The organism is Pannonibacter sp. (genome assembly GCF_051860505.1).
In the GTDB taxonomy this organism is placed as follows: domain Bacteria; phylum Pseudomonadota; class Alphaproteobacteria; order Rhizobiales; family Stappiaceae; genus Pannonibacter.
Genome location: NZ_JBHYDX010000009.1, coordinates 40,462 through 53,091, shown reverse-complemented (window position 1 = coordinate 53,091; position 12,630 = coordinate 40,462). Strand labels below are relative to the sequence as shown.

Sequence of the window (12,630 nt, the reverse complement as noted above, 5' to 3'; positions counted from 1 at the left end):
GGGAACGAGGATTCGGAGACACGCGATGACAAAACTGATCATCGACGGCAATGAAGTAGACGTTCCGGCGGACTACACCCTGCTGCAGGCTTGCGAAGAGGCCGGCGCGGAAGTGCCGCGCTTCTGCTATCATGACCGTCTGTCCATTGCCGGCAACTGCCGCATGTGCCTTGTCGAAGTGAAGGGCGGTCCTCCGAAGCCGACCGCGTCCTGCGCCATGGGCGTCAAGGACCTGCGTCCCGGACCGAATGGCGAACCGCCCGTCGTCCTGACCAAGAGCCCGATGGTCAAGAAGGCGCGCGAAGGCGTGATGGAGTTCCTGCTCATCAACCACCCGCTGGATTGCCCGATTTGCGATCAGGGCGGCGAGTGTGACCTGCAGGACCAGGCGATGGCCTATGGTGTCGACGGGTCGCGGTTCCACGAGAACAAGCGCGCGGTCGAAAACAAGCAGATCGGTCCGCTGATCAAGACGATCATGACCCGCTGCATCCACTGCACGCGCTGCGTCCGGTTCACCACCGAAGTCTGCGGCGTCGCCGACATGGGGCTGATCGGTCGCGGCGAGGATGCCGAGATCACGACCTATCTGGAAGCTGCGCTGTCGTCCGAAATGCAGGGCAATGTTGCGGATCTGTGCCCGGTGGGCGCGCTGACGCACAAGCCCTACGAGTTCAAGGCCCGTCCCTGGGAACTGGTGAAGACGGAAAGCATCGACGTCATGGACGCCCTCGGCTCGGCTATTCGTGTCGACACCCGTGGCCGCGAAGTGATGCGCGTCATGCCGCGCCTCAACGAAGAGGTCAACGAGGAGTGGATTTCGGACAAGTCCCGCTACATCTGGGATGGCCTCAAGACACAGCGCATCGATCGCCCCTATGCCCGCAAGGACGGCAAGCTCGTGCCCGTGTCCTGGGCCGAGGCGTTCCAGATTATCGCTGACAGGGTGAAGGCGACGGGCGCCGACAAGATTGGCGCGCTTGCTGGCCAGCTCTCTGGCGTTGAGGAAATGTTTGCGCTGAAACTGCTCATGGAGAGCCTGGGCGTGAAGAACCTCGACAGCCGCTATCCCGGATCGCCGCTGCATCCGAAGAACGGCCGCGCCAGCTACTTGTTCAATGCAACGGTCGCCGGCATCGACGAGGCCGACGCCATTGTCCTGATCGGCACCAACCCGCGCCTCGAGGCTCCGGTCCTGAACGCCCGTCTGCGCAAGCGCTGGGTCAAGGGTCCGGTCGAGGTCAACATCATCGGCCAGAACGCGGATCTGACCTACCCGGCGACCTATCGCGGCGCTGGCCCGGATACGCTCGCTGCGCTTATCGACGATGCGTCGTTCCTCGCAGGCGCCAAGAAGCCTCTGATCACCGTTGGCCAGGGCGCTATCAACCGTCCGGACGGGGCTGCCGTTCTGGCGCTGGCTGCAAAGCTTGCCGAAAGCCGCGATGCAGTCCGTGCCGACTGGAACGGTTTCAGCATCCTGCACACGGAAGCAGCCCAGGTTGGCGCGCTGGACATCGGCTTCGTGCCGGGCGAGGGCGGCCTGACCACCGGCCAGATCCTGGCCGAGAACAACCTCGATGTGCTGTTCCTCCTCGGTGTCGACGAGATTTCGGTTCCGGCAGGTGCCTTTGTCATCTACCAGGGCACCCACGGCGACAAGGGCGCACATCGCGCCGACGTCATCCTGCCGGGTGCTGCCTACACGGAAAAGTCGGCGATCTACGTCAACACCGAAGGCTGCGTTCAGCTCGGCGAGCGCGCCGGCTTCCCGCTTGGCGAGGCCCGCGAAGACTGGGCCATCCTGCGCGCGCTCTCGGCGGTGCTGGGCAAGGCGCTGCCGTTCGATACGCTGGCGCAGCTGCGCGCCAAGCTGTTCGAGGCGCATCCGCACATGGCCGGGATCGACAGCATTGCCGCCGGTGACCCGGCGGATGTGGCGAAGCTGGCAGCAGCCGGCGGCAAGGCCAACTCGGCGGCGTTCCACAACGTCATCAGCGATTTCTATCTGACCAACCCGATTGCCCGTGCGTCGAAGGTCATGGCGGAATGTTCCGCCCTGGCCAAGGCACGCATGGCAGCGGCTGCGGAATAAGGGGCAGGGGACAGACATGTCGGAGTTTATGACGACCTACGGCTGGCCTTTCCTCTGGATGGCGCTTCAGAGCGTGGTGATGCTCGTGGTGCTCCTGGTGGTCATCGCCTACATCCTCTACGCCGACCGCAAGATCTGGGCCGCCGTCCAGATCCGCCGTGGCCCGAACGTGGTTGGCCCCTGGGGGCTTTTCCAGTCCTTCGCCGATCTTCTGAAGTTCGTGCTGAAGGAGCCGGTGATCCCGGCAGGCTCGAACAAGGGCCTGTTCCTTCTGGCTCCCCTGCTTAGCGTGCTCCTCGCCCTGAGCGCCTGGGCCGTCATGCCGGTGGCAGAAGGCTGGGTGATTGCCGACATCAACGTTGGCATTCTCTATATCTTCGCGATCTCGTCGCTCGGCGTCTATGGCATCATCATGGGGGGCTGGGCGTCGAACTCGAAGTACCCGTTCCTGTCGGCCCTGCGCTCGGCTGCGCAGATGGTGTCCTATGAAGTCTCCATCGGCTTCGTGATCGTCACCGTCCTGCTCTGCGCCGGTTCGCTGAACCTGACCGAGATCGTCCATGCCCAGAAGACGGGTCTGGCGAGCTATGTCGGTCTGCCGTGGCTGTCGATCCTGAACTGGTACTGGCTGCCGCTGTTCCCGATGTTCGTCGTGTTCTTCATCTCGGCCCTCGCCGAGACGAACCGCCCGCCGTTCGATCTTGCCGAAGCAGAATCCGAGCTGGTTGCCGGCTTCATGGTGGAATATGGCTCGACCCCGTACATGATGTTCATGCTGGGTGAGTATGTTGCCATCGCTCTGATGTGCGCGATGATGACGATCCTGTTCATGGGGGGCTGGCTGCCGCCGTTCGACATCGCGCCTTTCACCTGGGTGCCGGGGATTGTCTGGTTCTCGCTCAAGGCGCTGCTGGTCTTCTTCATGTTCGCCATGGTGAAGGCAATGGTCCCGCGCTATCGCTACGACCAGCTGATGCGCCTTGGCTGGAAGGTGTTCCTGCCGCTGTCGCTGTTCATGGTGGTCCTCGTGGCCGGCATGCTGCAGTTGATGGGCTGGGCACCGTAAGGCGATGGAGGTGTCCATCGCCGGGCTGATCGGAGGCGCCATCGGCCTCTACATCGGCTGGATCGACTACGGCATCCTCAACGGGCTGCTGGCGGCGATGGTGGAAAAGCAAAAGCGCAAGGGCGGCGGCTTCGCCGTTCGGTTTGAACCCGTCCTGCGCAAACTGGTGTTCATTCTCCCGGTCTTCGGTTTTCCGGTGATCGGGTATCTGGCCGCGTGGCAGCTGGTTGGCTGAACGCGAGAGGAAGGCAACGGCGATGGGACTTGATCAGGCCGCTAAATCGCTCTTCTTGAAGGAATTCGTGTCGGCGTTCTTTCTCGCCATGCGCTATTTCTTCAAGCCGAAACCGACGGTGAACTATCCCTTCGAAAAGGGACCGGTGAGCCCGCGCTTCCGCGGCGAACATGCGCTGCGGCGCTACCCCAACGGGGAAGAGCGCTGCATCGCCTGCAAGCTGTGCGAGGCGATCTGCCCGGCGCAGGCGATCACCATCGAGGCCGGCCCACGCCGTAACGATGGCACCCGCCGCACGACCCGTTATGACATTGACATGGTCAAGTGCATCTATTGCGGCTTCTGCCAGGAAGCGTGCCCGGTGGATGCCATTGTCGAGGGACCGAACTTCGAATTCGCCACCGAGACGCGCGAAGAGCTTTACTATTCCAAGGAAAAGCTTCTCGCGAACGGCGATCGCTGGGAACGCGAGATCGCACGCAACATCGCAATGGACGCGCCCTACCGCTGAGGGAGCGTCCAGTTCCGGGTTCCCCGGCCAGGCAGACGCGAGCCGGGCAGGGGACCAGACGCTGACGAAGGCTCACTGGCTGCACTGGCCGGTGAGTGTTTAGGCAAGAGACCGAGACAGGCAGGTCCTGACATGATCCTGAAAGCCCTTTTCTTCTATCTGTTCGCCGGTGTGACGGTGGCATCGGCCTTGATGGTCATTGCCTCGCGCAACCCGGTTCACTCGGTGCTGTTTCTCATCCTCGCCTTCGTCAATGCGTCCGGCCTGTTCATCCTGCTCGGTGCCGAATATCTGGCGATGCTGCTGATCGTGGTCTATGTCGGCGCGGTGGCGGTGCTGTTCCTGTTCGTTGTCATGATGCTCGACGTGGACTTCGTCGAGTTGCGCCAGGGCTTCCTGCAGTACATGCCGATTGGCGGCCTCGTCGGGCTGATCATGCTTGTCGAGCTGCTGATGGGCATCGGCGCCTGGGTGATTGCACCCGAGATGCTGGGACACGGGTCTGAGCCGACGCCGCCGATCGATCAGGTGAGCAACATCGAGGCCATCGGCCAGGTGCTCTACACCAAGTACATCTTCTTCTTCCAGGCTGCCGGCCTCGTGCTGCTGGTGGCCATGATCGGAGCCATCGTCTTGACCCTGCGCCACAAGGAAGGCGTCAAGCGTCAGGACATTGCAACTCAGGTCGCCCGCAACAAGGCGAGCGCGATCGAGATCCGCAAAGTGGAGCCGGGCAAAGGCATCTGAGCGCTGCAACGCGCATGAAACCCGGCCTGGCGGTCCTTGAAACCGCGTTCGGCCGGATCTGGATAAACGAGGGAGCACGGAGCGGCGCCCATGGAAATCGGTCTGTCGCACTACCTGTCGGTCGCGGCCATCCTGTTTACGATCGGGATCTTCGGGATCTTTCTGAACAGGAAGAACGTCATTGTCATCCTGATGTCGATCGAGCTGATCCTGCTCGCGGTCAACATCAACTTCGTCGCCTTCTCGTCGTACCTCGGCGACCTGATGGGCCAGATCTTCACGATGCTCGTCCTGACCGTCGCGGCTGCGGAAGCTGCCATCGGTCTGGCCATCCTGGTCGTGTTCCATCGTAACCGCGGCTCGATTGCCGTGGAAGACGTCAACATGATGAAGGGGTGAGGAGAGATGTTATTTCAGGCTATTGTCTTCCTGCCCCTGATCGGCTTCCTGATCGCCGGCCTCTTCGGCCGCGCCATCGGCCACAAGGCGAGCGAACTGGTGACCTCCACCCTGGTGGTGATCGCAGCGCTCCTGTCCTGGGTCGCGTTCTTCCAGATCGGCTATGGTGAAACGGCGCTGGTTCAGGTCGAGATCTTGCGCTGGATCACCTCCGGCACGCTGGATGTGTCCTGGTCTCTGCGCATCGACACGCTGACCGTGGTGATGCTGGTGGTGGTGAACAGCGTGTCCGCGCTCGTGCACATCTATTCCATCGGCTACATGCACCACGACCCGCACCGGTCGCGCTTCTTTGCCTATCTGTCCTTCTTCACCTTTGCGATGTTGTCGCTGGTGACGGCCGACAACCTGCTGCAGATGTTCTTCGGCTGGGAAGGCGTGGGCGTTGCCTCCTATCTGCTGATTGGCTTCTGGTATCAGAAGCCGTCGGCCAACGCTGCGGCGATGAAGGCCTTCGTCGTCAACCGTGTCGGTGACTTCGGCTTCATCCTTGGCATCTTCGGTGTCTTCGTGATGTTCGACACCATCAACCTGTCGACCATATTCGCCAATGCTCCGGCGGTGGTCGGGGTCGTTGCCCATGGGGCGGAAGCAGCTGCAACCGCGCATGGTCCGGAGGTCCTGAACTTCCTCGGCTATCATCTGGATGCCCAGTCGGCGATCACCGTGGTCTGCCTCCTGCTGTTCGTTGGTGCGATGGGCAAGTCGGCGCAGTTCCTGCTGCACACCTGGCTGCCGGACGCGATGGAAGGCCCGACCCCGGTGTCGGCTCTCATTCACGCCGCAACGATGGTGACCGCAGGCGTCTTCATGGTCGCCCGCATGTCGCCGCTGTTCGAATTGTCGACGACTGCCCTGACCGTCGTGACGATTTTCGGTGCGACCACGGCCTTCTTTGCCGCGACCGTCGGTCTGGTCCAGAACGACATCAAGCGGGTCATCGCCTATTCGACCTGTTCGCAGCTTGGATACATGTTCGTGGCTCTCGGCGTCGGCGCCTATTCGATTGGCGTGTTCCACCTGTTCACGCATGCCTTCTTCAAGGCGCTGTTGTTCCTGTGCGCCGGTTCGGTCATCCACGCGGTCTCGGACGAGCAGGACATGCGGCGCATGGGCGGTCTGCGCAAGCATATCCCCTACACCTACTGGACCATGATGATCGGCACGCTGGCGCTCACCGGCGTCGGCATTCCGCTGACCTATATCGGCTTTGCCGGTTTCATCTCGAAGGATGCGGTGATCGAGGCGGCGTTTGCCGGCCATAATCCGGCGGCTCAGTATGCCTTCTGGATGACTGTCGTCGCAGCTGGCCTGACCTCGTTCTACTCCTGGCGCCTGACCTTCATGACCTTCCATGGCAAGCCTCGTGCCCCGGTCGATGTCATGAAGCACGTGCATGAGTCGCCGATGGTGATGCTGGTTCCGCTGTTCCTCCTGTCGGTGGGCGCGATTGTAGCCGGTATGGTGTTCAAGCCCCAGTTCATCGGCGATGCCTATGATGCGTTCTGGAAGGGGGCACTGTTCACCGGACCGGATAACCACATCCTGCATGCGATCCATGACGTCCCGAAATGGGTGAAGGTGTCGCCCTTCGTGATGATGGCCGGTGGCTTTATCGTGGCGTGGTACTTCTACATCCGCTCGCCCGAGACGCCGAAGCGTCTCGCGGTCGAGCAGGAGGGGCTGTACAAGTTCCTTCTCAACAAGTGGTACATCGACGAACTCTATGACTGGATCTTCGTCCGCCCGGCGATGTGGATTGGCCGCATGCTGTGGAAGAAGGGCGATGGCGTGGTCATCGACGGCTGCGGCCCCGATGGTGTCGCGGCCCGGGTCCAGAACGTCACCACCTGGGTCGTGCGCCTGCAGACCGGGTATCTCTACCACTATGCCTTTGCGATGCTGATCGGTGTGGCGGCGCTCGTCACCTGGTCGATGTTCACCGGTGTTTCGACCGGCGGGGGAGCGCACTGATGATCGACTGGCCGATCCTGACGACCACCACCTTCCTGCCGCTGGCAGGTGTGCTGGCCATTCTCCTGGTGCCGGGGGAAGACGAGGGCGCCAAGCGCAACATCCGCATGGTTGCGCTGGTGACGACCCTCTTCACCTTTGTGCTCTCCCTGTTCATCTGGGGCGCGTTCGACTACGCCAACCCGGGCCTGCAGCTCGTCGAGACCCAGGAATGGCTCGGCGGCAACATCGGCTACAAGATGGGCATCGACGGCATCTCGATGCTGTTCGTGATCCTGACCACGTTCCTGATGCCCTTCTGCATTCTCGCCTCCTGGGAGAGCGTCCAGAAGCGCGTCAAGGAATACATGATCGCCTTCCTGGTGCTCGAGACGCTGATGATCGGGGTGTTCTGTGCCCAGGATCTGGTGCTGTTCTACGTGTTCTTCGAGGCCAGCCTCCTGCCGATGTTCCTGATCATCGGCGTGTGGGGTGGCAGGCGCCGCGTCTACGCCAGCTACAAGTTCTTCCTCTACACGCTGCTTGGCTCGGTCCTGATGCTCATCGCCATCATGACGATGTACTGGAGCGCCGGCACCACTGACATCACGGCACTGGCCAAGTATCCTTTTGCCTCCGATGTGCAGACATGGCTGTGGCTTGCCTTCTTCGCCAGCTTTGCGGTGAAGATGCCGATGTGGCCGGTGCACACCTGGCTGCCGGATGCACACGTGGAAGCCCCGACAGCCGGTTCGGTCCTGCTCGCTGCGATTCTCCTGAAAATGGGTGGTTACGGCTTCCTGCGCTTCTCGGTGCCGATGTTCCCGGAAGCGAGCGAGATGTTCGCACCGATGGTCTTCACCCTGTCGATCATCGCGATCATCTACACCTCGCTCGTGGCGTTGGTTCAGGAAGACATCAAGAAGCTCATTGCCTATTCGTCCGTCGCCCACATGGGCTACGTGACCATGGGCATCTTCACGATGACGGAGCAGGGCATCCAGGGCGCGCTGTTCCAGATGCTGTCGCATGGCATCGTCTCCGGCGCACTGTTTCTCTGCGTCGGTGTCATCTATGACCGGATGCATACCCGCGACATCGCGGCCTATGGCGGCCTTGTCAACCGGATGCCGTTCTATGCGGTGGCCTTCCTCATCTTCACCATGGCAAACGTCGGTCTGCCGGGCACCAGCGGCTTCGTCGGCGAGTTCCTGACGCTGATGGGGGCATTCGAGGTCAACACCTGGGTTGCGCTCTTTGCTGCAACAGGCGTCATTCTCTCGGCTGCCTATGCGCTTTTCCTGTACCGCCGCGTCGTCTTCGGCGCGCTGGACAAGGAAAGCCTGAAGTCGATCACCGATCTGTCGCTTCGCGAGCAGGTGATCCTGGTTCCGCTGATCATCCTGACGATCCTGTTCGGCTTCTATCCGGCTCCGATCCTGGATGTGACGCAGGGCTCCGTGGATGCGCTCATCACCAACTATCAGGCAGCCATCGAGGCGGCGGGACATACGGTCCAGGCTGGCGCCCCGGCGGTTGCCCACTGATCCCCGACAGGACGAAAGACGCGTGCAATGACTGAACTCACCCAGTTGCCCGACCTTCTGCCCGTGCTGCCGGAGATCTTTCTGGCCGTAGGGGCACTCGCCCTGCTGATGATCGGCGTCTTCGGCGGTCAGCGCATCAGCTTCCTGGTCAATGGCATGGCGATGGGTCTCATCGCCGCCACGGCCCTGTTCGTGATGCCCTTCGGCGCGCAGCTTGGCACCACGTTCCAGGGCGCCTTCATTCTCGACAGCTTCGCCTACTACCTGAAGCAGCTCGTGCTGATCGGCTCGTTCTTCGCCATTGCGATGTCCTGGGCTTATGCGCGCAGCCAGAATTTCGACAAGTTCGAGTATCCGGTGCTGATCCTGCTGGCGACCGTCGGCATGATGCTCATGCTCTCGGCCAATGACATGATCGCGCTCTATCTCGGCCTTGAGCTGCAGAGCCTGTCGCTTTATGTCATCGCCGCCATCAACCGTGACAGTGTCCGCTCGACGGAAGCCGGCCTGAAGTATTTCGTGCTTGGTGCGCTGTCCTCCGGCATGCTGCTCTATGGCATGTCGCTGGTCTATGGCTTCACCGGCAATGTCGGCTTCCCGCAGATTGCCGAAGTCCTGACCCGGGATGGTGCCTCGCTCGGCCTGATCTTCGGCCTGGTGTTCATGCTGGCGGGCCTCGCCTTCAAGATCTCGGCCGTGCCGTTCCACATGTGGACGCCGGACGTCTATGAAGGCGCTCCGACACCGGTCACGGCCTTCTTTGCCGCCGCACCGAAGGTTGCTGCCATGGGGCTCCTGGTTCGCGTCGTCGTCGATGTGTTCCAGCCGGTGACGCATGAGTGGCAGCAGATCATCGTCTTTGTCTCCATCGCCTCGATGGTGCTGGGTGCGTTCGCGGCGATCGGACAGAGCAACATCAAGCGCCTGATGGCCTATTCCTCGATCGGCCACATGGGCTATGCCCTGGTCGGTCTTGCCGCAGGCACGGAGACAGGCGTGGAAGGCGTTCTGTTCTACATGACCGCCTATCTCGGCATGACGCTCGGCGCCTTTGCGTGCATCCTGTCCATGCGCCGCAAGGATGGCATGGTCGAGGAGATCGCTGACCTCTCCGGTCTGTGGCGCACCAACCTGCCGATGGCGATGCTGTTGTCGGTCATCTTGATCTCGCTCGCCGGCATTCCGCCCTTCGTCGGGTTCTGGGGCAAGTGGTATGTGTTCTCGGCTGCCGTGCAAGCTGGGCTCTATCCGCTGGCGATCATCGGCGTGGTTGCGTCTGTGGTCGGCGCCTATTACTACCTTCGCGTCATCAAGGTGATGCTGTTTGACGAGCCGGCCGAGAAGTTCGAGGCAATGCCTGCCGAACTGAAGGTGGTGCTGGGTCTCTCGAGCATTTTCGTGATCTTCTACATCGTGCTGCCGCAGCCGATCACGACGGCGACAGCGCTTGCGGCCAAGAGCCTGTTCTGAGACGCGGATGTCAGCTGACCTGACTTTCGGCCCGGTGCCTCAGGCGCCGGGCTTCCGCTTTGAAAGGCACGCGAGTCTGCCCTCGACCAACAGCACGGCGATGGCAGCGGCGCGGGCGGGGCAGGCGAGTGGGCTCTGGGTTCTCGCCGATGTGCAGACGCAAGGGCGTGGACGGCGTGGCCGCAACTGGGTGTCGCCGGCCGGCAACCTGTTCGCCAGTGTGCTGCTGATCGATCCGGGCCCGCGCGAACGGATCGGGGAACTGCCGCTGGTTGCGGCAGTCGCGCTCGCAGAAGCGGTGGATACGGCCGTTGGGGCCTTTGGCCTCGCGCGGCTCAAATGGCCCAACGACCTGCTCGTTGGCGGCGCCAAGCTTTCCGGCATCCTTCTGGAGGCAGAGCCGCTGGCGGATGGCCATCTGGCGGTCGTCTGCGGGTTCGGGGTCAATTGCGCCAGCCATCCGGAGCCAGAAAACTATCCGGCAACGGATCTGGCGTCGCTTGGCTACAGGGTCGAGGCCGGAACGATGTTCCGCTGCCTGTCGGCCAGCGTCGCAAGCCGGCTGGATAATTGGCGCAAGGATGGCTTTGAGCCCGCCCGGCGCGCCTGGCTGGAACGGGCATTGAAATTGGGTGAGACCATCACCGTTCGCCTGCCTGAAGAGGACCTGATCGGGTACTTCAGGGATATCGACCCGCGCGGACAGCTCGTGCTTGAGCTTCCAGGCGGGAAAAGACGCATTGTTTCGGCCGGAGACGTGTTCTTCGGTGCGCGATCTGAGGGCTGATCCAGCCCGCCGCGCAAGATGACAGAAGGAGTTTGAACGCATGGCTGAGGCCAACGAAATCGTCTTCCTGCCGCTCGGCGGTGTTGGCGAAATCGGCATGAATCTGGGCCTTTATGGCTATGGTCCGGAGGATGATCGCACCTGGTTGGTGGTGGACGTCGGCGTGACCTTTGCCGGCCCGGAACTGCCTGGCATCGATCTGGTTCTGCCCGATATCAGCTTCCTCGAGGCTGAGAAGGATCGCATTGCCGGCATTGTGATCACCCACGCGCATGAGGATCATTACGGTGGTCTCGTGCATCTGTGGCCGCTCCTGCGGGCGCCGGTTTATGCGACGCCGTTCACGGCTGGAATGATCGAGGCCAAGGTCGAGGGCGAACCCGGTGCGGAAGACATTCCGGTGACGGTCGTCCAGCAGGGCCAGCGGCTCAACATCGGACCGTTCGATGTCGAGTTTGTCGCCATGTCCCACTCTATCCCGGAGCCCTGCGGGCTTGCGCTGCGGTTCCAGGAAGGCATGGTGCTGCATACGGGCGACTGGAAGATCGACCTGAAGCCGGGTCTTGGCCTGCCGATCGACCTCAAGCGTCTGGAGGAACTGGGCAACGAAGGCGTCACGGCGCTGGTTTGCGACAGCACCAACGCCTATCGCGACGGCTTCAGCCCGAGTGAGTCGGATGTTGGTGCCGAGCTCACCCGGATTATGAGGGAAGCCAAGCACCGCGTTGCCGTAACAACGTTTTCCTCCAACGTGGCCCGCATTCGGGCCATTGCGGAGGCCGCCGCTGCTGCGGATCGCAACCTGGTTGTCGTTGGCCGCTCCATGCGCCGCGTCATCGATGTGGCCGGCGAGCTTGGCTATCTTGATGGGTTGCCGCCATTCCTCGACGAGGACAGCTATGGCTTCCTGCCGCGGGAGAAGACCGTGCTGCTTTGCACGGGGTCGCAGGGCGAAGAGCGCGCAGCCCTGTCCCGAATTGCGGCAGGGTCCCATCGCAACATCGCGTTGGCCAAGGGGGATACCGTGATTTTCTCAGCCCGTACCATTCCGGGCAACGAGAAGGAAGTCGGTGCCGTCGTCAACGGTCTTGCAAAGACCGGAGTACAGATCGTCACCGACCGCGATGCGCTGGTCCATGTCTCGGGCCATCCGCGTCGCGGAGAACTGGCCGAGCTCTACAAGCTGGTTCAGCCAAAGGTGGTGGTTCCCGTGCACGGCGAACCGTTCCATCTTGCGGCCCATGGCGAGTTTGCGCGCAGTCAGGGCATCGGCTCCGTCGTGATTGCCGGCAATGGCGATATCATCCGGTTGTTCCCGGGCGATGCCAAGGTGATCGACGAGGCCCCCTTTGGCCTCACGGTCGTCGATGGCAATGTCATGGGCGACCCGGAGATGACCGGCGTCAAGGAACGGCGCAAGCTGGCCATCGCCGGCGCTCTGGTGGTCTCCGTCGTGTTGAACCGGGCCGGTGACATGATGGACGATCCGGCCGTTGCCCTGTTCGGCATTCCGGAAACGGATACCGAGGGCGATCCGATGGAGGAAATTGTCCGTAAGGCGGTCACAGGGGCCTTGTCTGGCATCCCGAAAGCCCGCCGCAAGGACGATGATATGGTCGCGGAGGCTCTGCGGCGTGCGGCGCGTGCATCGGTGACATCCGTGTGGGGCAAGAAGGCGCTCTGCAAGGCACTCGTCACCCGAGTTTGACAACCCGGTGGGTGTTTGGTTCCCGCAAAGGCCGCACCCCCGACCCCTGGGG

Annotated in this window: 11 protein-coding genes; all 11 read left to right on the top strand. The window is 62.2% G+C overall.

Annotated elements, in window-relative coordinates; all coding sequences use genetic code 11:
* Positions 1-25: 25 nt before the first annotated feature.
* The 11 genes from nuoG to ACTIFE_RS08220 all read left to right on the top strand — a co-directional run bounded on the left by nuoG (position 26) and on the right by ACTIFE_RS08220 (position 12,578).
* Positions 26-2,095 (top strand): NADH-quinone oxidoreductase subunit NuoG, encoded by a 2,070-nt coding sequence (nuoG, locus tag ACTIFE_RS08270; protein ID WP_439528687.1) that lies wholly within the window; start codon positions 26-28, stop codon positions 2,093-2,095.
* A 16-nt stretch (positions 2,096-2,111) separates the two neighbouring features.
* A complete protein-coding gene (nuoH, locus tag ACTIFE_RS08265) occupies positions 2,112-3,161 on the top strand; it encodes an NADH-quinone oxidoreductase subunit NuoH (protein WP_439528686.1) in 1,050 nt (349 codons plus the stop codon).
* Positions 3,162-3,165: 4 nt separating this feature from the next.
* Positions 3,166-3,396: a hypothetical protein gene (locus tag ACTIFE_RS08260; RefSeq protein ID WP_439528685.1), complete on the top strand. Its 231-nt coding sequence runs from the start codon at positions 3,166-3,168 to the stop codon at positions 3,394-3,396.
* Between the two features lie 22 nt (positions 3,397-3,418).
* Complete coding sequence (nuoI, locus tag ACTIFE_RS08255; RefSeq protein WP_106753282.1) at positions 3,419-3,907, top strand: NADH-quinone oxidoreductase subunit NuoI; 489 nt, start codon at positions 3,419-3,421, stop codon at positions 3,905-3,907.
* A gap of 132 nt (positions 3,908-4,039) precedes the next feature.
* Positions 4,040-4,654, top strand: a complete 615-nt coding sequence (locus ACTIFE_RS08250; RefSeq protein ID WP_106753281.1) for an NADH-quinone oxidoreductase subunit J — start codon at positions 4,040-4,042, stop codon at positions 4,652-4,654.
* A 90-nt stretch (positions 4,655-4,744) separates the two neighbouring features.
* A complete protein-coding gene (gene nuoK / locus ACTIFE_RS08245) occupies positions 4,745-5,053 on the top strand; it encodes an NADH-quinone oxidoreductase subunit NuoK (protein WP_439528684.1) in 309 nt (102 codons plus the stop codon).
* Between the two features lie 6 nt (positions 5,054-5,059).
* Complete coding sequence (gene nuoL / locus ACTIFE_RS08240; RefSeq protein ID WP_439528683.1) at positions 5,060-7,087, top strand: NADH-quinone oxidoreductase subunit L; 2,028 nt, start codon at positions 5,060-5,062, stop codon at positions 7,085-7,087.
* Entirely contained in the window at positions 7,087-8,613 is a 1,527-nt protein-coding gene (locus ACTIFE_RS08235; protein ID WP_439528682.1) for an NADH-quinone oxidoreductase subunit M, read from the top strand. Before nuoL ends, ACTIFE_RS08235 begins: the two co-directional genes overlap by 1 nt.
* A gap of 27 nt (positions 8,614-8,640) precedes the next feature.
* Entirely contained in the window at positions 8,641-10,083 is a 1,443-nt protein-coding gene (nuoN, locus tag ACTIFE_RS08230; protein WP_439528681.1) for an NADH-quinone oxidoreductase subunit NuoN, read from the top strand.
* A 7-nt stretch (positions 10,084-10,090) separates the two neighbouring features.
* Positions 10,091-10,870, top strand: coding sequence for a biotin--[acetyl-CoA-carboxylase] ligase (locus ACTIFE_RS08225; protein ID WP_439528680.1), 780 nt, complete (start codon positions 10,091-10,093; stop codon positions 10,868-10,870).
* Positions 10,871-10,910: 40 nt separating this feature from the next.
* Positions 10,911-12,578 (top strand): ribonuclease J, encoded by a 1,668-nt coding sequence (locus ACTIFE_RS08220; protein ID WP_439528679.1) that lies wholly within the window; start codon positions 10,911-10,913, stop codon positions 12,576-12,578.
* Positions 12,579-12,630 lie beyond the last annotated feature (52 nt).

Bases quoted from the DNA above. Each gene is read 5' to 3' on its own strand.
- ACTIFE_RS08260 (WP_439528685.1), top strand. From the start codon at position 3,166: ATGGAGGTGTCCATCGCCGGGCTGATCGGAGGCGCCATCGGCCTCTAC.
- nuoL (WP_439528683.1), top strand. From the start codon at position 5,060: ATGTTATTTCAGGCTATTGTCTTCCTGCCCCTGATCGGCTTCCTGATC.
- ACTIFE_RS08220 (WP_439528679.1), top strand. From the start codon at position 10,911: ATGGCTGAGGCCAACGAAATCGTCTTCCTGCCGCTCGGCGGTGTTGGC.
- nuoK (WP_439528684.1), top strand. From the start codon at position 4,745: ATGGAAATCGGTCTGTCGCACTACCTGTCGGTCGCGGCCATCCTGTTT.
- ACTIFE_RS08235 (WP_439528682.1), top strand. From the start codon at position 7,087: ATGATCGACTGGCCGATCCTGACGACCACCACCTTCCTGCCGCTGGCA.
- ACTIFE_RS08250 (WP_106753281.1), top strand. From the start codon at position 4,040: ATGATCCTGAAAGCCCTTTTCTTCTATCTGTTCGCCGGTGTGACGGTG.
- nuoI (WP_106753282.1), top strand. From the start codon at position 3,419: ATGGGACTTGATCAGGCCGCTAAATCGCTCTTCTTGAAGGAATTCGTG.
- nuoN (WP_439528681.1), top strand. From the start codon at position 8,641: ATGACTGAACTCACCCAGTTGCCCGACCTTCTGCCCGTGCTGCCGGAG.
- nuoH (WP_439528686.1), top strand. From the start codon at position 2,112: ATGTCGGAGTTTATGACGACCTACGGCTGGCCTTTCCTCTGGATGGCG.
- ACTIFE_RS08225 (WP_439528680.1), top strand. From the start codon at position 10,091: ATGTCAGCTGACCTGACTTTCGGCCCGGTGCCTCAGGCGCCGGGCTTC.
- nuoG (WP_439528687.1), top strand. From the start codon at position 26: ATGACAAAACTGATCATCGACGGCAATGAAGTAGACGTTCCGGCGGAC.